The 23,657-nt window shown below is 64.1% G+C and carries 20 protein-coding genes; 6 read left to right on the top strand and 14 right to left on the bottom strand.

What is annotated here, in order from left to right:
- Positions 1-35 precede the first annotated feature (35 nt).
- The 12 genes from NKI73_RS16645 to ftsZ form a co-directional block, all read right to left on the bottom strand.
- Positions 36-1,262, bottom strand: a complete 1,227-nt coding sequence (locus tag NKI73_RS16645) for a VWA domain-containing protein (protein WP_352631485.1) — start codon at positions 1,260-1,262, stop codon at positions 36-38.
- Positions 1,255-3,504 carry a DUF5682 family protein gene (locus tag NKI73_RS16640; RefSeq protein WP_352631483.1) on the bottom strand — a complete coding sequence of 750 codons (2,250 nt, stop codon included), beginning with the start codon at positions 3,502-3,504 and terminating at the stop codon, positions 1,255-1,257. The genes NKI73_RS16645 and NKI73_RS16640 overlap by 8 nt, the downstream gene beginning before the upstream one ends.
- Positions 3,505-3,508: 4 nt before the next feature.
- On the bottom strand, positions 3,509-4,588 hold the full coding sequence (locus NKI73_RS16635) for an ATP-binding protein (RefSeq protein WP_352631481.1): 1,080 nt from the start codon (positions 4,586-4,588) through the stop codon (positions 3,509-3,511).
- A 31-nt stretch (positions 4,589-4,619) separates the two neighbouring features.
- A complete protein-coding gene (locus NKI73_RS16630; RefSeq protein WP_352631479.1) occupies positions 4,620-6,047 on the bottom strand; it encodes a DUF5691 domain-containing protein in 1,428 nt (475 codons plus the stop codon).
- Entirely contained in the window at positions 6,044-7,441 is a 1,398-nt protein-coding gene (locus NKI73_RS16625; protein ID WP_352631477.1) for an SWIM zinc finger family protein, read from the bottom strand. Before NKI73_RS16625 ends, NKI73_RS16630 begins: the two co-directional genes overlap by 4 nt.
- 116 nt (positions 7,442-7,557) lie before the next feature.
- The gene (locus tag NKI73_RS16620; protein WP_352631475.1) at positions 7,558-8,838 is read right to left on the bottom strand and encodes an amylo-alpha-1,6-glucosidase; all 1,281 of its coding nucleotides are present in this window, start codon (positions 8,836-8,838) and stop codon (positions 7,558-7,560) included.
- Between the two features lie 21 nt (positions 8,839-8,859).
- The gene (locus tag NKI73_RS16615) at positions 8,860-9,900 is read right to left on the bottom strand and encodes an ABC transporter ATP-binding protein (RefSeq protein ID WP_352631473.1); all 1,041 of its coding nucleotides are present in this window, start codon (positions 9,898-9,900) and stop codon (positions 8,860-8,862) included.
- Between the two features lie 21 nt (positions 9,901-9,921).
- A complete protein-coding gene (locus NKI73_RS16610; RefSeq protein WP_352631471.1) occupies positions 9,922-10,767 on the bottom strand; it encodes a carbohydrate ABC transporter permease in 846 nt (281 codons plus the stop codon).
- Positions 10,764-11,609 carry a carbohydrate ABC transporter permease gene (locus NKI73_RS16605; RefSeq protein WP_352631469.1) on the bottom strand — a complete coding sequence of 282 codons (846 nt, stop codon included), beginning with the start codon at positions 11,607-11,609 and terminating at the stop codon, positions 10,764-10,766. The genes NKI73_RS16610 and NKI73_RS16605 overlap by 4 nt, the downstream gene beginning before the upstream one ends.
- A 77-nt stretch (positions 11,610-11,686) precedes the next feature.
- Positions 11,687-12,958 carry an ABC transporter substrate-binding protein gene (locus NKI73_RS16600; protein WP_352631467.1) on the bottom strand — a complete coding sequence of 424 codons (1,272 nt, stop codon included), beginning with the start codon at positions 12,956-12,958 and terminating at the stop codon, positions 11,687-11,689.
- A gap of 37 nt (positions 12,959-12,995) precedes the next feature.
- Positions 12,996-14,042 (bottom strand): substrate-binding domain-containing protein, encoded by a 1,047-nt coding sequence (locus NKI73_RS16595; RefSeq protein ID WP_352631465.1) that lies wholly within the window; start codon positions 14,040-14,042, stop codon positions 12,996-12,998.
- Positions 14,043-14,264: 222 nt separating this feature from the next.
- The gene (gene ftsZ / locus NKI73_RS16590) at positions 14,265-15,302 is read right to left on the bottom strand and encodes a cell division protein FtsZ (RefSeq protein WP_352631463.1); all 1,038 of its coding nucleotides are present in this window, start codon (positions 15,300-15,302) and stop codon (positions 14,265-14,267) included.
- A 460-nt stretch (positions 15,303-15,762) separates the two neighbouring features.
- On the opposite strand from ftsZ, the gene NKI73_RS16585 reads away from it, so the two are divergent.
- The 3 genes from NKI73_RS16585 (at position 15,763) to NKI73_RS16575 (ending at position 18,415) form a co-directional block, all read left to right on the top strand.
- Positions 15,763-16,461, top strand: coding sequence for a GntR family transcriptional regulator (locus tag NKI73_RS16585; protein ID WP_352631461.1), 699 nt, complete (start codon positions 15,763-15,765; stop codon positions 16,459-16,461).
- Between the two features lie 270 nt (positions 16,462-16,731).
- Positions 16,732-16,947, top strand: coding sequence for a hypothetical protein (locus NKI73_RS16580; protein ID WP_352631459.1), 216 nt, complete (start codon positions 16,732-16,734; stop codon positions 16,945-16,947).
- A gap of 112 nt (positions 16,948-17,059) precedes the next feature.
- Positions 17,060-18,415: a glutamine synthetase family protein gene (locus tag NKI73_RS16575; protein WP_352631457.1), complete on the top strand. Its 1,356-nt coding sequence runs from the start codon at positions 17,060-17,062 to the stop codon at positions 18,413-18,415.
- A gap of 48 nt (positions 18,416-18,463) precedes the next feature.
- Here the strand turns inward: NKI73_RS16575 and NKI73_RS16570 are convergent, their stop codons facing one another.
- Positions 18,464-19,153, bottom strand: a complete 690-nt coding sequence (locus NKI73_RS16570) for an SDR family NAD(P)-dependent oxidoreductase (RefSeq protein WP_352631455.1) — start codon at positions 19,151-19,153, stop codon at positions 18,464-18,466.
- Between the two features lie 149 nt (positions 19,154-19,302).
- Complete coding sequence (locus tag NKI73_RS16565) at positions 19,303-20,163, bottom strand: MurR/RpiR family transcriptional regulator (protein WP_352631453.1); 861 nt, start codon at positions 20,161-20,163, stop codon at positions 19,303-19,305.
- 171 nt (positions 20,164-20,334) lie between these two features.
- On the opposite strand from NKI73_RS16565, the gene murA reads away from it, so the two are divergent.
- The 3 genes from murA (at position 20,335) to murQ (ending at position 23,569) form a co-directional block, all read left to right on the top strand.
- Positions 20,335-21,591, top strand: coding sequence for a UDP-N-acetylglucosamine 1-carboxyvinyltransferase (murA, locus tag NKI73_RS16560; RefSeq protein ID WP_352631451.1), 1,257 nt, complete (start codon positions 20,335-20,337; stop codon positions 21,589-21,591).
- Positions 21,588-22,466, top strand: a complete 879-nt coding sequence (locus NKI73_RS16555; RefSeq protein ID WP_352631449.1) for a glucosamine kinase nucleotide-binding domain-containing protein — start codon at positions 21,588-21,590, stop codon at positions 22,464-22,466. The genes murA and NKI73_RS16555 overlap by 4 nt, the downstream gene beginning before the upstream one ends.
- A 179-nt stretch (positions 22,467-22,645) precedes the next feature.
- A complete protein-coding gene (murQ, locus tag NKI73_RS16550; RefSeq protein ID WP_352631447.1) occupies positions 22,646-23,569 on the top strand; it encodes an N-acetylmuramic acid 6-phosphate etherase in 924 nt (307 codons plus the stop codon).
- Positions 23,570-23,657: the final 88 nt, after the last annotated feature.

Genomic DNA, 23,657 nt, shown 5'->3' with positions numbered 1-23,657 from the left:
GCCATGAGCATCCTGGCAGCTCTTGACCAGCTGTTTCACTCCGGCGCTTCGGCTTCGGCACGAACAAGCTTGATGTCGGCGCCGGCCGCCCATGTGCCGATATCCTCGCGTCGCAATGCCGCCGCCATCATGTCTGGAAACAGATCCGGCGTGCAGGCAAAGACCGGAATGCCGAGCGCGGCTACCGAGCCCGCCATCTTCGGATCATAACCAGGCCTGCCCTGGTCTGTCAGCGCCAGAAGCACCACGAGGTTGACGCCGGAGCGAACGAGTGCTGCAAGCCGCTGCAGCAATTCCTGAGCGTTGCCGCCTTCATAAAGATCGGTGATCAGCACCATATGCGACTTGGTCGGCCGTTCGATGCGGTCCGCGCAATAGGCGACGGCCTGGTTGATATCGGTGCCGCCGCCAAGCTGCACGCCGAACAGGACTTCGACAGGATCGCTAAGCTCCTCGGTCAGGTCGACGATGGCGGTGTCGAAACAGACAAGCTTGGTGCGCACCACCGGCAGCGAGGCCATCACCGCGGCGAATATCGAAGCATAGATCACCGAGCTTGCCATCGAACCCGACTGGTCGACGCACAGCACGACCTCATCCAGGTCGACCAGCCTTCGCTGTTTGCGCATGAAGCCGACCAGCTTCTCCGGCACGATGGTTTTGTGCTCGGGCTGGTAATGGCGAAGGTTGGCCGAGATCGTACGCGGCCAGTCGATATCGCGCTGGCGTGGGCGGTTGGTGCGTTGTGACCGGTCGACCGCGCCGCGTATCGCCTCGGTCGTCTTCTGCTCCAGCCGCTGCATCAACTTGGCGACGATATCGGCGATGATCGTACGTGCAATGTCCTTGGTCTTGGCCGGCATGACCGAGCGCAGCGAAATCAGGTCGGCGACGAGATTGACGTCCGCCTCGATCGCCTTGAGGAACTCCGGCTCCATCAGCATCTGCTTCAGGTTGAGCCGCTCGAAGGCATCCTTCTGGACGATCTGCACGACCTGCGCGGGAAAGAACGACCTGATGTCGCCCATCCATTGCGCCACCCGGGGCGCCGAGCGACCGAGCCCGCCGCGCCGCTTGCGCGGATCGGCAGCGGCGTCGCCTGCACCATCGCCATAGAGTGCATCGAGTGCCGCCGAGAGCCGCTTGTCATTGTCGGAAAGCGCTGACGAGGCCTCGTCACCGGCGCCGATCGCCAGACGCCAGCGGCGCTCGCGTCCGTCGCCGGCCGGCTCGGTTTCGCTGGTCTTGGCTTCGTCATCCATTGCCGGTCTCGCTCATCAGTAGGGGGCCAAGCCGTTCTAGGTGGCGGCGCCAGGCTTCACCGCCATCCGGCGTCGGCGTCAGCCCCGCCGGCAAGCGCCTGGCGCGGCCGAGGACCGCTTCGATCAACCGCCGCCGCTCCATCGAGTCCAGATGCGAAAAGACCCGGCGCAGCAGCGGCAGATGCGCGATGAAGGCCTCTTCATCGAGGGAATTGAGCCAGGTGTCGACCGCGCCGCGCAGGCTCTCGTCATAGATCAAGCGCTGACCGGCGGTGCTGAAGAAGCCCTCGAAGAACCCTGCCGCCTCTGTGACCGGCGTACCCGGCGACAGGCGCCGTGCGATCAGGGCCGCCGCGGCTTCAGCGGACAAGTGGCCAGCCTCGTAAAGCAGATGCGCGGCACAGCCTGCCACCAGCGCTGTCGATCGCGATCCATCGAGCACCGCAGCCAGTCCATGGCGCCAGGCGTCCAGCACGTCCTGTCCAGGCTCGACCAACCTGATCGCCTCGTCGGCCTTGCGCATGGCGCCGACCAGCGTCGTGGAGGCCTGGGCGTCGAGGTCGCGGGCGGCGTAGGGGAGCGCGATGCCGCCTTCGATGATCAGCCGCTCCAGCAGGCCCGACAGGCGGGCCGTTTGCGTCTTGCGCGCCTCGCCATAGCGGATGATGTCGGCGAGCGGCGGCACCGATGCCAGGATTTCCAGGCATTCGCTGCTGCGCGCCGCCCGTTCCTCCAATGTCGCGAGACCGGCGGTCGACGCTTCCGACAGGTCTGCCGTGATGGCGCCCTGAACCAATCCCGCCAGCGTGTCGAGAGATGTCGCCGCGCGGATCATCTGGATCAGCCGGCCATTGGCGGCCTTTTCGATGGTCGGCCCGTAGACGAGGTTCTCAACCAGGCGAACGGCATATTCCGGCTCCCAGGCGAGCGCCCAGCGCTCGCGAAACGTTCCGCGGCTGCGACCGCTGTCGGTCAGTTTGCCCCACTGCACGCCAAGCACGTTCAGACGGTGCAGCAAGGTCGACCTGAACAGCCCGCTTTCGCTGCGCAGATCAACCGACAGTTCGCGCTCCAGCGCCTCGGGCTTCAGCCGCGCTGCTTTCTGGTTGCGTTGCAGATCCTCGATCAACGGCGCCAGCGGGGTGTCGGGCGGAATTTCACCGACATCCGCGCCCAGAAGCAGTTCGGCCTCGACTAGCGCCCACAACAGCGCTTCGCCGTTGAACAGGGCGGCGATCGCGGCATCGCGCAATTCCTCGAAGCCGGGCTTTGGCCGCTCGCGGATCACAGCCAGCGTGCGGGCCAGCCGTTCGGCCTCGATCAGCGAGGCGGTCGAGATCAGGTGCCCCTTCGCTCTCAGGACTATGGCGATGCGCGCGAGCCACAAGACCGAGGCGTCGCCTTGCCCACGCGTCTGCCACAGATGCTTGCACCAGCCGGGGGCGACGACGCCGGCGCCATAGCCGAAGCCCAGCGCCAGACGCGGCCCTGTCCATGGCGCCCAGGTCATCATGCTTTTGCGCCGGGCGAGCCCCTTAAGCAGCGCCTGGTCCTCTTTCTGCGGTCGCGTCGCCTGTAGTGCCGGCACGTGGAAAGCACCGCAGACGACAGCGATCGGCCCCTCGAATTCCTTGCGCGCGGCAGCGATTTCAAGTCGCATATGCGCTTCGCGCTTTGCCTCGAATTCGGCAAGCGGACCTTCACCTTCGCGCAAGGTCGTCATCGCGTCGGCTATTGCCGCGAAGATGGGACCGGGCTCAGGGTTCTGCTCGATGATATCGGCCCACCAGCTCTCGCCATCCTCATAGCCGGCGGCTTGTGCCAGCGTGCCGATCGGGTCCCGCAAATGCGGCGCCAAGTCAGCCTCGACGTTGGCTTCAGTTCCATCGGTATCGGCCTCCTCGACGATCTCAACCGGCGCAGCCCGCGCTGATGACGGCAGGTCGATGAACCGCACCGTCGCGTTGTTGGCGACGGCCCACAGGGTCGCCTGGTATTCCGGCGAAAACTCGGCGAACGGCCAGAAACTCGTCGAGGCCGGATCGTCCTCCGGATAGCAGAGCAGCGCTACCGGCGGTTGCATTTGCGGGCTGGCGAGCAACGGCAACAGCGCCGAAGCGTCAGCCGGCCCTTCGATCAGTACGGCGACCGGTTTCAAGTCCCGCAACGCCTGCACCAGGCTCTCGGCGGAGCCCGGCCCGTGATGGCGTATGCCGAAATAGGAAACGTCGCCTGATGCCATGGCTTCAGATCGCTGCGTTCAAGGCCGCGTAGTAGCCGGCATAGTCGGGCCGCTTCTTGAGCACGGTCTCCAGATATTCCTCCAGCACCAGCTTGTCCTGCACCGGATCCTTTATGATCGCGCCGACGAGACTGGCAGCCAGGCCTTCGGCACCGAGCTTGCCGCTGTCGAACCAGGCCGCCTGGCTGAGGCCGCCGACCATGGTGGCGATCGCTTCGGCCGTGGACAACGAGCCGGACGGGGTCTTCAACGTCACCTTGCCATCAGCTGTCGCACCGGAGCGCAACTCGCGAAAGATGGTCAGCACGCGAGCGATCTCCTCGCCGACATTCTTCGGCACCGGCAGGTCGAGACCGCCGGCCATCTCGCCGACGCGCTTGGAGACGATCGCCACCTCCTCCGCCATGTCTTCGGGCAAGGGCAGCACGACGACGTTGAAGCGGCGTTTCAGCGCCGAGGACAATTCGTTGACGCCCTTGTCGCGGTTGTTGGCGGTGGCGATGATGTTGAAACCGCGCTGGGCATAGATCGACGTGTTGAGTTCAGGGATCGGCATCATCTTTTCGGACAGCACGGTGATCAGCGTGTCCTGCACGTCCGAGCCCATGCGCGTCAGCTCTTCGAGACGGCAGAGCTTGCCATCCCGCATGGCGCGGTAGAGCGGCGTCGGCACCAGCGCGTCCTGGCTGGGGCCCTTGGCCAGAAGCTGCGCGTAGTTCCAGCCATAGCGGATCTGGTTCTCGTCGGTGCCGGCCGTGCACTGCACGATCAGCGTCGAATCGCCCATGATGGCGGCGGCGAGATGTTCCGACACCCAGGATTTCGCCGTGCCCGGCACGCCGAGCAGCAACAGCGCGCGATCGGTGGCGAGCGTCGCCACGGCGGTCTCCATCAGCCGGCGGCGGCCGACGTATTTGGGCGTTATCGATGTCCCGTCGTCGGCTTTTCCGCCGAGCAGGTAAGTCAGGACCGCCTTTGGCGACAGGCTCCATCCGGCAGGTCGTTGCTGGTCGTCGTTGCGTGCGAGCGCCTGCAACTCGGCGGCATAGGCCTGCTCGACCGGAAGACGGATGGCTGCGTTCATTTGCTGTTCTCCGGATTGATCATGTGTCGGTTCAAGGCGCGGCCATCGAGGCGTTGAGGCGCAGAAGACCGAGCGAAGGCGCCGCCGGAGCCATACCGGCCGCGACAACATCCCCAATCAGTTTTTCCGCTGTCGCCGCCGTGGCGAGAAAGCCCAGCGTTTCCAGAAGCTGGTCGACGCCGCGCTTCACAGCGTCATCGTTTCCCGCGACAGCGGCGCGCAGCGCCGGCAGCGTCTTGCCGTTTGTCAGGTCGGCCCAGTCCAACCAGCTTGCTTCGATGCCCTCGGCCAGGCTGAGCGCGCCAAGATGTTGCGTGTCCTTCAGGATCAGCCTTATCAGGACACGCTGCCGCCGGCTGTCCAGGCGCGGCATCAAATGGAGGACGAAAAGCGCCGGCTTGCCGCCTTCGGCGACAAGGGTATCCGCCATGTGCGTCACCGCGGCTTCGCTGCCCGATGCAGCGACCATTCGAGCGACAAGGATATCGGCGTTGTTGTCGGCGCCGAATTGCCACGCCCCGATAAAATCGGATTCGGTGACGCCGAAGCGCGCGGCAAGATCGACCAGGTTACAGGTCTCGAACAGTTCGGCGCGACGTCTTTCCTGCGCCGGCGATTTGAGTTTTGCCGGCGTGTAGGTGGTGCGGCGGCGGATGAAGCCGGATTGGCCTTCCGCGATGAAGGCTGCGAGTTCGGTTCCCGGATCTTCCGGCCCACCAACGCCTGGAGAGTCGTGCTCCCCCAATCTTGCCAGCAACCGGCCAGCGAGGTCGCGCAGCTTGCCGGAACGATCAGCGGTGAGGCGCTTCAGGAACGGCACGTCATCGGACCCAAGGCCGAAGCGCAGCAGGTCGACGAGTGCAATCCTGATCTCCGCCGGCTCGCCGGATGCCTTGGTCTCGATCAGTTGCCGAGCCGAAGCCGGCGCGATGCGGCGCATATCGGCGAGGGCGGCGCGGCGTGCGGCGGGATAGAATTCATCCCAGTTTTCCGCCGTCAGATGCTCCGGGCTTGCAGGTTTTTCACCGTCCGCACCTGCCTGCCAGTCGACCCACGGCGCATAAACGTCGGGACTTTCCTGATACGACGCGGCGGGCATCCAATCCATTGGATGCAGCACGAAGCCGCGGCTGGCAACGAGCGCTGCCACGCGTGTCTTGTATCTTGCGTCGGCCGCATGCTTCAGCGCGGCTCGCAAAGACGGCCGCAGCTTCTCCGGCAGCATGGGCAAGGCAAGTTCAGGCAGCGGTGGGCGGCGTTTCAGTGTCTGCGGCGCGGCCGGCCGCAAGGCAATGTCGAGAGCTTGTGCGGCGATTGCCAACAGGCGACGCTCGCGTTCGTCGGGGCTTGCGCTGCCGGCAATCTCCTTCCATGCGGCCGGAGCCAGATCGAAGCCGGTGCCGCCGGTGATCCAGCAGTCGCGCATGGTCGCCAGGCTTGTCTGTTCGATCTCGTTCACGACAGATCAAGCCTCCCGAACCCGCTTTGCGCCGCCAGAAGGTCCAGCCGGCTGCCATTCCAAAGTGCGGCCGTTGCTTTGAGGTCCAGCCCAAGCAGCGTTGGATTGACCGTGTCGACGATCGGCAAGGCGATACCGTGCGACTCGCCGGCGGCTTGCCACCAGGAGGCGCCCCGGTCGTCCAGCAGAATCGCGCCGGGCGGCAGCATGACAGGACAGTCGGTGAGCCAGGGGGCTGTGTCCTGGTGAGCGGCATGGGCCGCGAGCGGATCCGCAGCGCCAACGGTAAAGTCGGGCCACTCACCGGACGAGACGTCGCCCTTGCGATCGGCCACCAGTGCCCGCAGCGGCTGACGTGCCGGATAGAAGACCAGACGGGCGTCGAACCGGTCGCCCGGTGTGAAGGCGTTCGACCGGCGACCGGCCGAGGCCGGAAAATAGTCGAGCAGGAGAGCAAATTGCGGGCGAGCGCTGTTCAGGTCAAGCAGCCAGGTCGAATGGCTGACGAGACCGTCACGGCGGGACTCGATCTTCTCGCCAAGCACCTCCCAGACGCTTTCAACCTGTGTCGCATCCGGATTGGCCAGAACCTGTTCGCGGCTTTCGGAGGTGGATACGAGCCGCCTCAGCTCAGGATCGTCCGGGATCGATCGCCAGGCCTTGGCCAGCAGCACAAGCTTGCCGAGTTCGCGAATCGCGGCGTCCGGGCGCTCCTCGCTGCGCAGCCCCATCAGCCGTGACGGAATCTCGTCGATGCGGCCGGCAAGCGCTGTCGCCTTCATGTCGACCAGCCGTGCGGCAATACGGCGGCAACGATCGCTGCTGTTGTCGACAAAGGCGGCAAGACCAAGCCGCAGCTGATCGGCGATCCATTGGTCCAGCTCATCCAGCGCTGCCGACACCGCGGATTGCGTATCCAGCGTCCGCTTGCGCTGCGCGGCCTCGCGGCGCTGGACCGCGGCTGCGTCCTCGATATCTGCGCTTTCGTCGTCGCGGGAGGCCTCGCCGATGCTCTTGCCTCCCGCACCGGATGCTGGCGCCGCCGGCTGCGGCGAGGCCTTCCTGCGGCGGCCGAGCCAATCATTCACCCATTCCGGGGTCGAGCCTGCGGCGACAAAGCTGGCAGGCGCGGCAGCGGCGATCCACATCAGCGCCAAAGTGTGCTTGCAGGGAAATTTTCGCGACGGGCAGCTGCATTTGTAGCCATGGTCGCCAGTGTCGACGACCACGCGGTAGGGATTGGAGCCGGAACCCTGGCATTCCCCCCAGATGAGAGCCAGCTGTTCGTTCTTTTCAAGCCGTGGCCAGTTCGATTGCTTGGTCAACTTGGAAGCGGCGCTCAACGACGCCTGGTCGGGCGCAAGCGCCTCGATGGTTTTCAAGTCGAATTCCAAGCCGCCTCCCCGTCGCTCGAACGAATTCCGGTTGCCAGTATAGATGGCCTGATGTGACGGATTCTTGTAGCAACAGAGGGATAGGGATAGAGATCGATCCACAAGACCGCAAGTGCTCAACGCGCGTTGCGCAAGAACTCTATCACCATCGCCGCCGTCCAGGTGAAGCGGCCGCCGCCGAGCGGGTCGCCGGTGAGCGGGTCGTAATATTCGGCAAAGCCGCTTTCCCGGATCAGATCCAGGCTGGATTGCGTGATGCGCTGTGCCGCGTCGTTGTGGCCGGCCGCGGCAAGGCCGTCTGATATCATGTAGTTGACCACCAGCCAGACCGGGCCGCGCCAGTAGCGCTTGGCGTCGAAACGTGGATCGCCGGGATCATGCGACGGCACGACATAGCGCGCCTTGGCGGCTAGGCGTTCGACGGTGGCGGCCAGCGCAGCGATGCGAGCCTCCGGTATCGCCGCGAAGGCCGGCAGGATGCCGCCGACGGAGGCGCTGTCGATCAGTCTGCCGGTGACGCGGTCGAGGCAGAGATACTGGCCGTGCGCATCGCTCCACAGCCGCTCCATCGCCACCAGGCCCTTTTCAGCGCGGGCACGATTGGCGCTGGCAATCCCGGTTTCGCCCAGCGCCTCCGCAAGATCGGCAAGATCGGTTGAGGCGCGGATCAGGATGGCGTTGAAGCCGGGATCGACGACCTGGAAGGGCGAGGCGTCATGCAGCCTGGCATTGTCCCAGCCAAGCCCGCGAAAAAGCTGCAGCAGCCAGATGTAGCGGTCATACTGCCCTTGTGTCGGACGGTGCGCAGGGTCGGCATGCAGGATGTCGCGGCGCGTGTAGGGCTCGACGCCTTCGGTCGGTACGCGCTCGAAGGCATCGTCCCAGTCGATGGAATTGTCGCGCCCGGACTCCCAGGGATGGATGATGGCGACCAGCCCCTCGCCTCTGGGGTCGCGGTTTTCGTAGAACCAGCGGTGCCAGGCGTCGATCTTCGGCAGCAGCGCGCGGGCCCGCTCCGCAGCCAGTTTCTTGTCCTTGGCCCGGTCGAACAGACGCCGTATGGCAAAGCCTGCAACGGCCGGCTGGGTGATGCCGGAGGTGGCCGTCGGGCGGCCGGTGCGCCAGACTTCCGGCCCGGGAAAATAGCCGTCGCTCCAGACGTGGAAGACGATGTGCGGCACCATGCCGTCCGGCCATTGATGCGCGAACAATGTCTCGATCTCGGTCCAGGCGCGGGCTTTGTCATAGTGGGCAAGACCGATCGCGGTGAGACAGGAATCCCAGTTCCACTGGAACGGATAAAGGCCCTTTGTCGGGATGGTGTAGGCGCCCTGGTCGTTTTCTCTCAGCACCTCGACGGCGCGGGCGATGATGTCGCTGGTGGCAGAAGCAGTCATGGAAGTTCAAAGCTTTCGGCATCAAAGGGCATTGGTGGTTTCGGGATCGAACCAGCGGATGCGGTCGGGTTTGGGCGCAAGGCGCAGATGATCACCGACCTGGACGCCGGCATTCGAGTCTAGGATGGCGCGGAACAGGCCGCCCTCGACATCGCAGGTGACCAGCGTATGCGGTCCGAGCGGCTCGATGACGCGGACAGTGGCGTGCAGACCCGCGTCGCCGGCGTCGACGTCTTCGGGACGGATGGCGAACTCTATTCTCTCCCTGTCCGATTTGGGGCCGGGCAGCGTCAGTCCGGCAACGGTCCAGCTGCCATTCGCGGCCTTGGTCGCCGGGATAAAATTCATCGGCGGATTGCCGATGAAGGAGCCGACGAAACGCGCGGCCGGATTGCGGTAGACCTCGACCGGCGACGCGGCCTGGACGATGCGGCCCTGATGCATGACGGCGATGCGGTCGGCGAGGCTCATCGCCTCGACCTGGTCGTGGGTGACATAGATGGTGGTGGTCTTCGAGGCGGCGAGCACACCCTTGAGCTCGGCACGCATCTCCAGCCGCAACAGCGCATCGAGGTTCGACAGCGGTTCGTCCATCAGGATGACGTCGGGCTCCATGGCGAGCGCCCGGGCGACGGCGACACGCTGGCGCTGGCCGCCGGACAGCTGGCCCGAATAGCGTTTCAGCAGTTGCTCGATGTGCATCAGCTCGGCGGTGCGGGTGACACGACGCTCGACATCGGCCTGCGGCAATTTCTTCATGCGCAGGCCGAAGGCGATGTTCTCGAACACGGTCAGATGCGGAAAAACGGCGTAGTTCTGGAACACCATGGCGATGCCGCGGTCGCGTGGCGGCAGATGATCGATGCGACGGCCGCCGATCCAGACCTCGCCCTGGCTTGGTGTTTCCAGCCCGGCGACGATGCGCAGCAGGGTGGTCTTGCCGCAGCCAGAGGCGCCGAGCAGCACCATGAATTCCTGGTCTGATATGGTGAGGTCGACCTGATGCAGGGCGGTGAAGCCGCCGAAGCGTTTTGCCACCCCCTTGATCGCGATTTCAGCCATGTGCGGTCTCCGTGCCCTGCGTCATCGGTTGGCGATCCCCCACATGGCAAACAGGTATTTTCGAACGGCGAAGATGAAGACCAGCGCCGGCACGACCAGTGCCGCACCGCCAGCGAATTTGAGATAGAGCGGCGATTCACCGAGGCTCTGCAGCAGGAAGGCGGTCAGCGTGCGGTTCTCGATGGTGAGCACGGCGGCGGCAAACACCTCGTTCCAGGAGATGGTGAAGGCAAATACCGCCGAGGCCGCGATGCCCGGCAGCGCCAGCGGAAGGATGACCTTGCGAAAGGCCTGCCATCGTGTGCAGCCGAGCGTCCAGGCTGCCTCCTCGAGTTCGACGGGAATGCCCGAGAAGAGCGAGAAAGTGACCAGCACGGCGAAGGGCAGCGCCAGCGTGGTGTGGACCAGCGCCAGCCCGATGGCGGTGTCGTCGAGGCCGGTGCGGATGAACATGACCGCCAGCGGCAATGCCAGCAGCGGCAACGGGAAGGCGCGCGTCATCAGCACCAGGAAGCGGAAGGTTTCCTTGCCGAGAAAGTCGAAGCGCGACAGCGCGTAGCCGGCCGGAGCGCCGAAGCCGATGGACAGGATCATCGTCAGGGTGGCGACGAGGACCGAGTTCCATAGCGCCCTGGCGACACCGGCGAAATTGATGAAGAAGGACAGGCTGCCGGGATCAAAGGACGGAAAGAAACGCTTGGGGAAGGCCGTGACCTCATCCGGCGACGACAGCGCGTTGACGATCAACAGGTAGATCGGCAGCAGCACCCAGACGCAGAGCAGGATGGCAGTGGCTATCAGCAGCCAGTCGCCAGCCTTGCGCGCATCGGCGGTCGCCGTGGCCGGTACTTCGGCGATGGCGCTCATATCCGCGCCTCCTTTGGCACCCGCAGCACCCTGAGGAAAAACAGCGTGAAGGCGATCGAGATGGCGAGGATGAGCAGCGCCGAAGCGGCGGCAACATTGCGGTCCTGCAGCGTGAATTGCCAATTGTAGGTCTCGCCCATCAGCACCGGCAGATTTGTACCACCAAGCGCTGCGACGACGGCAAAGACCTCGAAGGCGAGGATGACGCGCAGGATGATCGCCGTCTGCAGGCTGGGGCGCAGCAATGGCAGCGTGATGCGCACAAAGCGCTGCCATGGGTTGGCGCCAAACACCTCCGCTGCCTCGTAGTATTCCTTGGGGATCAGGCCCATGCCGGCGACGAGGATGACCATCATGATCGCCGTGGCCCGCCAGATCTCGGCCAGCGCCACGGCGATGAAGATGGTCAGCTTGCTCTGGTAGCCGAGGAACATGATCGGCCTGTCGACAACGCCCAGGCTGGAAAGCAGCGTGTTGAGGAAGCCCGACTGGTCGAAGATGGCGAGCCAGATCAGCCCGGCGGCGAGATCGGAAATGCCGAGCGGAATGGCGAAGACATAGAGCGCCGCGCTGCGTCCGGTCTCCAGCCGCGCCACCACGCTCGCCATCAGCAACGCCATGGCGAGCTGGATCGGCACGACGATGACCGCAAGCAGCAGCGTGTTGCGGACCGTGACCGGGAATTTCCAGCTGCCGGCCATGGTGCGGAAATTGTCGAGGGTGAAGGCACCGTCGCGGGTGACCGCCTCGAAGGCGACCAGCGCGAACGGGTAGAGGAAGAAGATGCAGAGGAACACAGTCGCCGGCATCAGCAGCAGATATGGCAGAGCCTTGCCGGGCATGGTGGTGTCCTTTGCGGTCAAGTGCTGCGGTCTGGGCGCCGGAGTGCAACAAACTCCGGGCGCCCCCTCGGGAGGATTTAGTCGACGGGGCAAGCGCCAGTGGATGGCTTGTCAGGTGCCCAGCATGGCGCCTTGGCCTGGTCGATCAGGCCCTTGAGCACCGTGGCCTCTTCGCCAAGCACGCCATGCACATCCTCACCGCCGAGCACGATGCGCTCGAAACTGTCGGTGTAGACCTGATTGAATTTGCCGCCGAGATCGCCGAGCCCCATCGGCAGCAGAGCCGGCAGCGCATCGGGCGCACCGGTCATGGTGGCGATCGCCGGGCCGAAGGCCTTGACCGAGGCCGGCATGTCGTCGGGCAGCTTGACGTCGACGACCGGGAAGAAATTGGTCGCCTTGAGCGTCGCGATCTGGGTCTCCGGCTTCAGCATGTACGCGACCAGTGCCTTGGCCTTGTCGATGTCGGGCGAGGTCTTCGGAATGGCGACGCCGGCCACGACAGGCATGAAGCCGCGACCAGCCGGGCCGGCCGGCGCCGGGAAGGCAACGAACTCATCCGGTTTCTTGTTGAAGGCATCGGCAAGCCGCGCGACATGGTCGAACGCCACCCAGACTTCACCTGAAAGCAACGGCTCCTGCATGAAGGCGTAGTTGGTCGAGTTCGGGTTGGTGTACTGCCAGAGTTCTTTGAACTTGTTCCATGCCGTCTCGGCTTCCGGCGAACGGAATTTGGTCACCATCGAGCCGGTGTACGACGGATAGAGGAAACCCTCGAAGAAGCGGTGCTTGAGCCCCTTGGGACCGGCGGGAAAGCCGAATTTCGGCGAGCCGGTTTTCTCAGCGATGTTCTTCGACCATTCGATTAGCTGGTCGTAGGTGATGGTGTTGAGATCGACGCCTGCCGGCAGATATTGCAGGGCCTGCTTGTTGGCCGCCATCAAATAAGTGGCCTGCATCCAAGGCAGGTATTTCTGCTCGCCGGTGCCGAGCATGCCAAGCTTCTTGTAGGCCTCGTTGAGCTTGACGCCGCCGACATCGACGGCGGACAGATCGACAAGGTTCGCGCCGACAGTCGAGAAATCGCCGTGCAGGCCACCCAGCAGGCCGATGGTGCCGGTGCCGGCCTGCAGTTCAGCCTGAAGGCGGGTGAGCCAGGGGCCATCCTCGGCGACCTGATAGTCGACCGGGCCGTCAAAACCTTTCAGCACCTCGCCGCGCATCTTCTGGGTTTCCTCGACCGGGCGCGCCTGTGTCGACCAGAACAAAACCTGCTGGGCCTGCACGGCCCCTGAGGCAAGCGACAATGCCAGCGCGGCACCTGCCAGTGTCTTCAAGGCTTTCATCATGGTCTTCCTCCCTGGATTAAGCGCCGTCATTGCGGCGTCAGCTTCTTGTCTGCGGCGCGGGTCCATGGCTTGCGCGCGCAACCAGCGTCGGCCGGATCAGCCGCGTCAGCGGTTCGGCAGGCTTCTCGGCGATCACGGTGAGCAGCATGTCGGCAATCTCGCGCGCGCATTGGCGGATCGAGGCATCGAACGTGGTCAGGCCCGGCGGCGCGTAGGCCGACGCGGCAATGTTGTCGAAACCGATGACGGAGAGGTCGCGCGGTACGCTGAGGCCCGCGCGGGCGGCCTCCTCCATCACGGTCAGCGCCAGTTCGTCGAACAGCCCGACGATGGCCGTCGGCCTGTCAGGCCCTTGCAGCATGCGGTTGACGGCCTGGATGCGGACTTCCTGATCGAAGCGCGGTGCCGTCACCACATCGAGCCGCACCGACGGGTCGCCCCGACGGGCGATGGCCGCGGCAAGGCCGTCTTGCCTGAGATGCCGGAAAGTCATCGGCTCGGAAATCGTCACCAGCCCGAAATGGCGGTGGCCGAGATCGTAGAGCATGTCGAAAGCCTCGCCGAAGGCATGGGCGCCGTCGGTATCAAGCCAGTTGTAGCCGAAGTCGCTATCGAGCAGCCGGCCATGGGCAACGAACGGAAAGCCACGCTCGCGCAGATAGGCGAGGCGCTCGTCGACCTCGGCGATACGCGTGACGACAACGCCATCGGCACGTCCGGATTCGACAACATGGCGCAGCACCGACAGTTCCGAATGGCCGAAGGCCGCAGTGGCCAGGATCAGGTCGGCGCCGTGCGACACCAGCCCTTCGCCGAGCCCGGTGACGAATTCGCCAAGGAAAGAATCGACAAGGTTCGGCCCGCGGATCGGGAGCACGAGGCCGACGAAACCACTGCGGCCGGAGACAAGCGTGCGCGCCGCGGTGTTGGGCACGTAGCCCGCCTGACGCGCCGCTTGCGCGACACGTTCACGCGTCTTCAGCGCGATCTGTTCATGGCCGGCAAGCGCCCGCGACACCGTCGTGATCGACAGGTCAAGGCCTGCGGCAAGCTCCTTGAGCGTGATGACGCGGGTCGTCATCATTCCTCCCTCGAACGAGTTTGAAACGTTTGTAATTGTCTTTCGCAAAATTGCAAACGTTTTAAATTTCTAGCTCGTGGATTGATCCGAGGCTAGCCTGCCTTCCACCCTGCGGCGCAGTTTCGGTCAAGTTGCAATCGAGATGAAGCTTGGCAGCGGTCACCATGCGGCGAGCCCAAGCCTCCGTGCGGTGCTACTATCGCTCCGCACTCCGAGCGGCGGATCCTACTGAAGCGTTCGCGCCGGCGGCTGGCCGGCATGGTCCCGGGCGATGCCGGCAACGCCATCCTCTGCTCCAGACGCACGGTCGAGGCCTGTCGCCACCACCGAGACCCTGAAGCGGCCTTCCATGCTCTTGTCGAAGATCGCGCCGACGATGATGTCGGCGTCCTCGTAAACCTCTTCGCGGATACGAGTGGCGGCCTCGTCGACCTCGAACAGGGTCATGTCCCTGCCGCCCGATATCGAGACCAGCACGCCCTTGGCGCCCTTCATCGACACTTCGTCGAGCAGGGGGTTGGCGATCGCGGCTTCTGCCGCCTTCATCGCCCGGCCCTCACCGGAGGCCTCGCCGGTGCCCATCATGGCGCGGCCCATGTCGCGCATCACCGATTTGACATCGGCGAAGTCGAGATTGATCAGGCCTTCCTTGACGATGAGATCGGTGATGCAGCTGACGCCGGCATAGAGCACCCGGTCGGCGATGACGAACGCATCGGCGAAGGTGGTCTTGGCATCGGCGATCCTGAACAGATTCTGATTCGGGATGACGATGACCGTGTCGGCGCTCTCGCGCAGCCGCTCGATGCCCTCTTCGGCCATCTGCATGCGGCGCCGGCCTTCGAAGGTGAACGGCTTGGTAACGACACCCACCGTCAGGATGCCGGCCTTGCGCGCCGCCTGGGCGATGATGGGAGCAGCACCGGTTCCGGTGCCGCCGCCCATTCCGGCGGTGACGAAGCACATATGCGTGCCGGCCAGATGATCCATGATCTCGTCGAGCGATTCCTCGGCTGCGGCCCGGCCGATCTCGGGAAGCGATCCGGCGCCCAATCCCTCGGTGACACGAGAGCCAAGCTGGATCAGCCGCGTTGCCTTCGACATGGTCAACGCCTGGGCGTCGGTGTTGGCGGCGATGAATTCCGTGCCCTGAAGCTGCTCCGCGATCATGTTGTTGACGGCATTGCCGCCGCCGCCGCCAATGCCGATGACGGTGATCTTGGGTCTCATCTCGGAGATTTCGGGCTTCTTGAACTCGGCCATGCCTGTTTCTCCTTCGCCAATTGCGCGCGCTTCACGACCCACCGTCGGACTGCCTTGGGAACATTGCAATCGAGCGGCATAACGCGAATCAGTCCGTTCGCATGGGTACCCCAAAAAGCCAGAGAGCGGCCAGAGGTGCAAGTGCGCGCAAGGTCAAGATTTGTGATGACGGTTTTGCACAGCGGAATCGTGGAGGCTTTCGAGAGCCGGCGCGATACGCCATACCGAATCCGATGCGGTTGCGATAGCCGCCGGAAGAACCGCGACCGTGTCTGGAAAAGTTTGCTGGCTGCAATGGCCGGCAGGGTGACGAGCTGGCTTGCCGCGTAACGATCGAAGCGTCCATCATGCGTCGATAAATCGCTGACTTGGCGTTCTCGCCGCGATCGGCCAGGCAGGATTATCCGCGGCTGTTGTCGTCAGGGTAGATTTCAGAACGAATGAAGTAGCGCCCCCGCCAATGGCCGACAAGACACAATTCGGGTTGACCGCCGTCGACACCGTTCCCCTGCATGAGAAAGTCTATCTGGAACTCGTGCGGGCGCTGATGTCGGGCCGGTTCGCGCCCGGCCAGAAGCTGACCTCACGCAAGCTCGCCAAGGAACTCGGCACCAGCGACATGCCGGTGCGCAGCGCCTTCATGCGACTTCAGGCGTTGCGGGCGCTCAGCCCGATGCCGAACGGCAGCGTCGAAGTGCCGGTCATTTCGGCCGAACGGTTTGCGCAGTTGACCGCCGTGCGCACGATCCTCGAAGGCTCGGCGACCGAGCTGGCGACGAAACGCATCAACGGCAACAATCTGCGGACGATCCGACGCCATTGCACCGACCTGACCTTGGCGGCCCGCAAGGGCGATATCGACGATTATCTGCGCAAGAACCACGACTTCAAATTCTCGATCTATCGCCATTGCGGCAACGAACAGATGATCTTCCTGATCGAGACCGTATGGATGCAGGTCGGCCCGTTTCTCAGGAACCTTGCCATGGGGTTCGAGGATGACCTCGCCTCCATTCTCGACATCGACTATCACGAGGAAGTCGTCGCGGCGATCGAGGCCCAGGATGGCGAGCGCGCTCGCACGGCCATCGTGCGTGATATCGATGAAGGCGCCGCACACATCCTGCAGCAGGCCAGGTTTCCGAAGGCTAGAGGTTAGAATGGATCACCCGAAAGGCGCCGCCCATCGTTCCTTTCAGCGGACTATCGCAAAACCTTCGCGATTGGCTGAAGCCTCCCCAACGTCGTCATCCCTGGGCGAAGCAGGAGCGAAGCTCCGTCGCGGAGACCCTGGGATCCATGCCGCGACCTTGGTCGAAGAATGCAACGGAGCAGAATTCTGCAACGCAGCAACGCTCGGACATCGCGGCATGGATCCTCGGGTCTGCGCCGCGTCGCTACGCTCCTTGCTCCGCCCGTGGATGACGAATTGACCGACGTTTCCGCCAATCGCCAAGGCATGCGGTTCGCCACCGTCAAGACTTTCTCGCCGAAGAAGCAGGCATCGGCCCAGGAGCTGGGGGGCCGACATCACAGCCTGGATGCCCTTGGCTTTCCGGCTTCTTGCCTCTATGTTGCGATCGCAGATCGCGCAAATGGTTTTGAAATGCCTCCCGACATCCCAGCTAGTGAATTGAAAAAATAAGGAAAAGCCCTTGGCGGCAGCCAGGTCTGTTTTCCAAAACTCACAAGCTATTTTTACCAGGGACAGTGCAGCCGATCAGGCTTGCGGGACCTTCAAAACCAGAGGTTATAAATTGAGCGATGCAATTGCGGACGTTTTGAACTGGCTTGAAAGCAGAACCGACATCCAGAGTCTGAGGGCGGCGGTGTGCGACCTCAACGGCATCATGCGTGGCAAGCGCATTCCGGTCGAGCAGGCAAGGAAGGCGCTGGAAGGCAAGCTGCGCATGCCTTATTCGCTGATCGGGCTCGACATCTGGGGCGAGGATATCGAAGGCAACACCCTGGTGTTCTCGACCGGCGATGCCGATGGACTGTGCCAATGGACGGGGCGCGGCATTCTGCCGGTGGCCTGGACGGCGCACCCGACTGCGCTCATCCCGCTTTGGCTTGCCGACGAAACCGGCGCGCCCTATCTCGGCGACCCGCGACGGGCGCTGGCCCGCATCCTCGATCGCTACAAGGCTTTGGGCCTAACCCCGGTCGCGGCAACGGAACTCGAATTCTACCTCGTCGATCCGCAATCGCAGCGGCCGGTTGGGCCTGTCTCACCGGTAACCGGGCGCCGTCTCGATTCCGACGCGGCGCTGTCGATCGACGAGATCGACGACTTCGAATCCTTCATCCATGACGTCTACGAGGCCTGTCGGACGCAAGGCATTCCCGTCGACACGGCCATCGCCGAGAACGGTGTCGGTCAGTTCGAGATCAATCTGAACCATGTCGCGGATGCCTTGCGGGCGGCCGACGATGCGGTGCTGTTCAAGCGCACGGTGAAGGGCATTGCCCGCAAGCACGGCTTTGCCGCCTGTTTCATGGCCAAGCCCTATGGCGACCGGGCCGGCAACGGCTTTCACGTCCATTTCAGCCTGGTCGACGGCGAAGGACGCAACGTCTTCGACGACGGCACCGATCAGGGCTCGGAGATCATGCGTCATGCGGTCGGCGGCCTGCTTGCGGCGATGGCCGAGAGCACGCTGGTGTTCGCACCGCACTTCAATTCGTACCGCAGGCTGCGCCCACGATCCTATGCGCCAACCGCCGTCGCCTGGGGTTACGAGAACCGCATGGTCGCGATCCGCATTCCCGGCGGACCGAGCGGTGCACGCCGCATCGAGCATCGCGTTTCGGGCGCGGACGCCAATCCCTATCTGGTGCTTGCGGCCATACTGGGCGCCGCACTGATAGGCATTGAAAGACAGTTGTCGCCTGGCGATCCGACGGGTAGCGATGGCCAAGAACTTCCGCCGGCAAAGCTGCCGCCGGACTGGGCGTCCGCGATCGCCGCCTTTGAAAGCGGAACGCATGTGGCGGAGATCTTTCCGGCGATCCTGCGCGACTCATTCGTTGCCTGCAAACGGCAGGAGTTGAACACGTTCGCGCTCAATGTCAGCGATTTCGAAATCGAGACCTATCTCGAAAGCGTTTAGGTCCAAGGGCTTGCACGACACGGTCGCCCTGGGCGATCATCTGGATTGTCAGAAAGTCTCGACCCAAGGCCGCAACTCGAGCTCCGAACTCCAGGCGCTACGATGCTGGCGATGGATCGCGAGATAGGCCTCGGCGACAGCGTCCGGCGACAAGCGGCGGTCCGGCCGGTCCGGGTCACCGGGCTGATCGGGCGGCTCGATCGCCCCGTCGATGATGAAGTGGGCGACGTGGATGTTCTTCGGGGCGAGTTCGCGGGCCATGGACTGCGCCAGGCCGCGCAGGCCGAACTTCGGCATGGCAAAGCCGGCCGAGCCGGAAAATCCCTTCACACTGGCGGTGGCGCCGGTGAACAGGATCGATCCGGATCCCCGGACCAGCAACCGGCGCGCCGCCTGCTGGCCGACCAGGAAGCCGCCATAGGCGCTGACCAGCAATGCCTGTTTGACCGCTTCGGCATCGAGTTCGGCGATCGGGCCGCGCGTGCGCGCGCTGGCATTAAACACCACAAGCGCCAGCGGGCCGGCCTTGTCGGCGGCATCGAACAGCTTGGCGACGGACGCAGCGTCGGCGACATCCGTGTCGACGGCAAGCGCACCGATCTCGTCGACCAGAGCGCTCAGCTTCTCAACGTTGCGGGCGGCCAGAACCACGCGAAAGCCTTCGCGGGTGAGAAGGCGCGCAAGCGAGGCGCTCAGACCAGCGCCGGCGCCTGCGATGACGGCCACATCGGATGTCATGATTTTTCTCTCCTTGCGGATTTCGGCGGAAGCGCCTGATTGGGCAGGGTCGCGCCTTCGCGGGTGACAGGCAAGAGATGGAATTGCTGCAGTCGTTGAGCCAGACGGCCGCGGGACCGGCGTTGCGCGGTCCAGTATCGCCTGTGGCGTTACGAAGACCGCTCGGCCTTCAGCACCGAAACCGCCGCTTCGCTGTTGTGGACATACTCGTTGGCGTCTGGTTGCCTCTGCACCAGCAGGATGAACAGCAAATCGGTCAGCGCCAGCTGCGCGTCGCGCGCGGTGATCGAGGACGAGCGCGCCCGCTCCTCGTCGGCGATGGTGTAGAGGCGGATGTCGGCGACGCGGCTGAGCGGATTGTCGTGCAGGCCGGTGACGGCGATCACCGTCGTGCCGCGCTTGTACGCAAGCTCGGCGATGCGCAAGGTTTCGATGCTGGCGCCGGAATAGGAGAGTGCGAACAGCACATCGCCGGGCCCGAGCGTCGAGACATTGGCCATCTGGATGTGGCTGTCGCTGTCATGCAGGACATTGCGGCCAAGCTTCATCAGCTTGTAGGAGAAATCGCGCGCCACGAGCGAGGAAGCGCCGACGCCGACCAGATGGATGCGGCGCGCGCCATCCAGCAATTCCAGCGTCCTGGAGATGATGCGCTCGCTGTTGGCGGCGACCGTGCGCTGCATCGACAGGAGCTTGCTGCCGATCAGCTTCTTCAAAATGACCTGGTAGCTGTCGCCGACCTCGATCGACCCGTGGATCATGCCCGCCGGCACCTGCCATTCCTGCGCCTTGGCTTCGCTGACCGCGAGCTTGAGTTCCTGATAGCTGGCATAGCCGAGCTTCTGGCTGAACTTGACGACGCTCGACTGGCTGCGTCCGATCTCGGCGGCAAGAGCCGCCGTCGACAGGCGCAGCATCTGGTTGGGATTGTCGACGATGTACTGGCCGATCTCACGATCGCCAGGAGCCATGCCGTCGAGCTTCGCATTGATCCTGTTCAGAACTGACACGGATTCCCTCGCGCTTTCGGGTGACGGCAAAAGGAATAAAATATTCCAATTCCGATTGACAGCCAAGAACGTAGAATTAATTCTCGACCGGATCGGGCCAACATCCGGGATTCGGAGCAGCATCTCCAGAGCGAGCGTGTGGCCGGCTTTCGTCGCACAAGGTTTCAGCCCATGGACAGATTGCGGATCGTCGGCGGACAAAGACTGGAAGGCGCGGTCACCATATCCGGCGCCAAGAACGCTGCTTTGCCGCAGATAGCAGCCGCGCTGCTCAGCCCCTACCCGCTCGAACTGACCAACCTGCCTGATGTGACCGATGTCGAAAACATGCTCGGCGTGGTGCGGCTTCATGGCGCCGAAGTAACGCGGTCAGCGCATGCAGCAATGATCGACACCAGTGCCGCCGTATCCAAGGAGACGTCCTACGACACGGTGCGAAAGATGCGGGCGACGGTGCTGGTGCTGGCCCCGCTGCTGGCCCGTTTCGGTCATGCCCGGGTTTCGCTGCCGGGCGGCTGCGCCATCGGCGCGCGGCCGGTCGACATGCATGTCGCCGCACTCGCCGCACTGGGCGCTGGGATTGCCATCGAGAACGGTTCGATCGTCGCATCGGCGCCGAACGGGCTGACCGGCACGCGCATCGTCTTGAGTTCGCCTTCGGTCGGAGCGACGGAAACCGCCATGATGGCGGCGACCACGGCCAAGGGCGAAACCGAAATCCTCAACGCAGCCCGCGAACCCGAAGTGGCTGATCTCGCCGCTTGCCTCAACGTCATGGGTGCCAGCATCGAGGGCGCCGGTACGCACCGCATCCTGATTGCCGGCGACACGAGTTGGCATGCCGCCAGGCACGACATCATCCCAGACCGAATCGAGGCCGGCACCTATGCGATTGCTGCAGCGATCACCGGCGGCCAGCTAGAGCTGACCCACGCCCGGCTCGAGCACATGGCCTCGGTGGTGCAACTGTTGGAAGCCACGGGCGTCAGCGTCTGGCCCGGCGACCGAGGGCTTATCGTCTCGCGCGATAGGCCACTCAAGGCTGTCGATCTCACCACCGAACCCTATCCGGGGTTTCCGACCGATCTCCAGGCGCAGTTCATGGCGCTGATGTGTTGCGCCGAGGGCGCATCGCTGCTGCGTGAAACCATCTTCGAGAACCGCTTCATGCATGTGCCCGAACTGATGCGGCTCGGCGCCAACATCAAGCAGCAAGGCACCACGGCGCCGGTGCGCGGCGGCGAGAAACTGCATGGCGCGCAGGTGATGGCCACCGACCTGCGCGCTTCGGTGTCGCTGGTGCTGGCGGCGCTTGTCTGCGAAGGCGAAACCATCATCAACCGGGTCTACCACCTCGACCGCGGCTATGAGCAACTGGACCATAAGCTGCGCCTGTGCGGCGCCGACATCGAGCGGCTGAGCGCATGAGCCCAGCGCGCTATTTTCTCGGCGTCGACGGCGGCGGCACCGGCTGTCGCGCCCGCATCGAGGACTCCGAAGGGACAGTGTTGGGACAAGGCCTGTCAGGACCAGCAACGACGCGGCTCGGCATCGATGCGGCCTGGGCCTCCATCGCGAAAGCGTTTGGCACGGCGATCGAGGAAGCAGGCTTCGAGGTAACGGAGATCGCCCGTATCCACGCAGGCATCGGCCTTGCCGGCATCGGCCGCAAAGGTGCGCTGGAGACGTTGCGGGCGATCGCGCATCCCTTCGCCAGCATCGATTTCGTCAGCGATGGCGTCGGCGCCTGCCTGGGCGCGCATTCGGGCCAGGACGGCGCCATCGTCATTGCCGGAACCGGCTCGATCGGCCTCGGCTTCGTCGACGGACGCGACCTGCGCGTCGGCGGCTACGGCTTTCCGATCTCCGACGAGGGCAGCGGCGCCGATCTCGGGCTGAAAGCCGTGCAGCTGGCCTTGCGCGCCCACGACGGTCGGCATGAGCGGACAGCACTTCTGGCGGAGGTGATGCAGCGTTTCGAGGGTGACCCGATGGAAGCCGTCGCCTGGATGGACCGTGCCAGCGCCACCGACTATGCGGCGCTCGCGCCGATGGTGATGCGCCATGCCGACCAGGGCGACTCCATCGGACGGCGCATCGTGCAAAGTGCGGCCGAGCAGATCGATACGCTGGTGCGGGTGCTGTTCGAAAAAGGCGCGCCGCGCGTGACCTTGCTGGGCGGCCTCGCCAGCCCCCTCGAACCCTGGCTCTCCCCCGACGTCCGGCGCCGCCTGAAGCCCGCTGACGGCGATGCCGTATCGGGCGCGATCATCCTTGCCAAAAGGTCCCTCGACGGACAGTAGCGCCCCTTGCCAGCGCAGGAATAAAATATTCCAAATTTCCGTTGACGACATGAATATCCAATTCTAAAAAGTTAACAGAGAAAACAGGGTAGCGACGACATATCCTTGGTGGTGTGTGCCGGTGCCGGTCGGCAAGCCTCGCGATTTTGGCTGTGCCACATGGTTTTGAAAGCATTGGGATGACCGAACAGAGGTTGATGTCCGAGCTGGACCGGCTGGTTTCCGAAGGCCGGAACCCTCGGACCATGGATATCGACCTGCTGCCCACCATCGACGTCCTGCGCAAGATCAACGACGAGGACAAGGCCGTCCCTGCGGCCGTCGAAAAGGTCCTGCCTGAAATCGCTGCCGCGGTGGACCGCATCGTGCTTGCCTTCCAGAAAGGCGCGCGGCTGATCTATATGGGTGCCGGCACCAGCGGCCGGCTTGGTGTTCTCGATGCATCGGAGTGTCCGCCCACGTTCGGCGTGCCCGAAGGCATGGTGGTTGGCCTGATCGCCGGCGGTCCCGACGCCCTGGTGCGGTCGACGGAAGGCGCCGAGGACGATCCGAAAATGGGCGCCAAGGCATTGCAGGACATCAAGCTCACCGCCGACGACGTGGTGGTCGGCATCGCGGTCAGCGGCCGTACGCCCTATGTCATCGGCGGGCTGAACTATGCCAGGCAGGTGGGCGCAACGACGGTTGCCCTGTCCTGCAATCCGGCCTCGACCATTGCCGGCATCGCCGACATCGCCATCTCGCCGGTCGTCGGCCCGGAAGTGCTCACCGGCTCGACCCGGCTGAAGTCTGGAACCGCGCAGAAGCTGGTGCTCAACATGCTGACCACCGCCTCGATGATCCGCATCGGCAAGAGCTACCAGAACCTTATGGTCGACCTTAACCCGTCCAACAAGAAGCTGGTCGCGAGGGCGATCAGGATCGTCATGCAGACGACCGGCTGTACGGCGCGACAGGCAAAACAGGCGCTCGGCCAGACCGGCAACGATGTGAAGCTGGCGATCCTGGTGACGATCACCGGCACGGGTGTCGAGGAGGCGCGCGCGACTCTCGGCAAGGCCGGCGGTTTCCTGCGAAAGGCAATCAGCGACATGACGGCATGAGCCGCATAGACTGGGCCGATGGTCCAAAGCATGTGTGTCTTGGAAGCGGTCGGCAGAAACTGCAAGGCATCGAGTCAAACCACAAAGG

Origin of the sequence: Mesorhizobium sp. M0496, from assembly GCF_040321205.1 — a bacterium.
In the GTDB taxonomy this organism is placed as follows: Bacteria; Pseudomonadota; Alphaproteobacteria; order Rhizobiales; family Rhizobiaceae; genus Mesorhizobium.
The sequence above is the reverse complement of the archived record's forward strand: the minus strand, read 5'-3'. Positions and strand labels throughout refer to the sequence as shown.

Excerpts from the sequence above, each read along its gene's own strand:
- NKI73_RS16615 (WP_352631473.1), bottom strand. The coding sequence starts at position 9,900 with ATGGCTGAAATCGCGATCAAGGGGGTGGCAAAACGCTTCGGCGGCTTC.
- NKI73_RS16555 (WP_352631449.1), top strand. The coding sequence starts at position 21,588 with ATGAGCCCAGCGCGCTATTTTCTCGGCGTCGACGGCGGCGGCACCGGC.
- NKI73_RS16635 (WP_352631481.1), bottom strand. The coding sequence starts at position 4,588 with ATGAACGCAGCCATCCGTCTTCCGGTCGAGCAGGCCTATGCCGCCGAG.
- NKI73_RS16570 (WP_352631455.1), bottom strand. The coding sequence starts at position 19,153 with ATGACATCCGATGTGGCCGTCATCGCAGGCGCCGGCGCTGGTCTGAGC.
- murA (WP_352631451.1), top strand. The coding sequence starts at position 20,335 with ATGGACAGATTGCGGATCGTCGGCGGACAAAGACTGGAAGGCGCGGTC.
- NKI73_RS16600 (WP_352631467.1), bottom strand. The coding sequence starts at position 12,958 with ATGATGAAAGCCTTGAAGACACTGGCAGGTGCCGCGCTGGCATTGTCG.
- NKI73_RS16610 (WP_352631471.1), bottom strand. The coding sequence starts at position 10,767 with ATGAGCGCCATCGCCGAAGTACCGGCCACGGCGACCGCCGATGCGCGC.
- NKI73_RS16585 (WP_352631461.1), top strand. The coding sequence starts at position 15,763 with ATGGCCGACAAGACACAATTCGGGTTGACCGCCGTCGACACCGTTCCC.
- NKI73_RS16640 (WP_352631483.1), bottom strand. The coding sequence starts at position 3,504 with ATGGCATCAGGCGACGTTTCCTATTTCGGCATACGCCATCACGGGCCG.
- murQ (WP_352631447.1), top strand. The coding sequence starts at position 22,646 with ATGACCGAACAGAGGTTGATGTCCGAGCTGGACCGGCTGGTTTCCGAA.
- NKI73_RS16605 (WP_352631469.1), bottom strand. The coding sequence starts at position 11,609 with ATGCCCGGCAAGGCTCTGCCATATCTGCTGCTGATGCCGGCGACTGTG.
- ftsZ (WP_352631463.1), bottom strand. The coding sequence starts at position 15,302 with ATGGCCGAGTTCAAGAAGCCCGAAATCTCCGAGATGAGACCCAAGATC.
- NKI73_RS16645 (WP_352631485.1), bottom strand. The coding sequence starts at position 1,262 with ATGGATGACGAAGCCAAGACCAGCGAAACCGAGCCGGCCGGCGACGGA.
- NKI73_RS16620 (WP_352631475.1), bottom strand. The coding sequence starts at position 8,838 with ATGACTGCTTCTGCCACCAGCGACATCATCGCCCGCGCCGTCGAGGTG.
- NKI73_RS16595 (WP_352631465.1), bottom strand. The coding sequence starts at position 14,042 with ATGATGACGACCCGCGTCATCACGCTCAAGGAGCTTGCCGCAGGCCTT.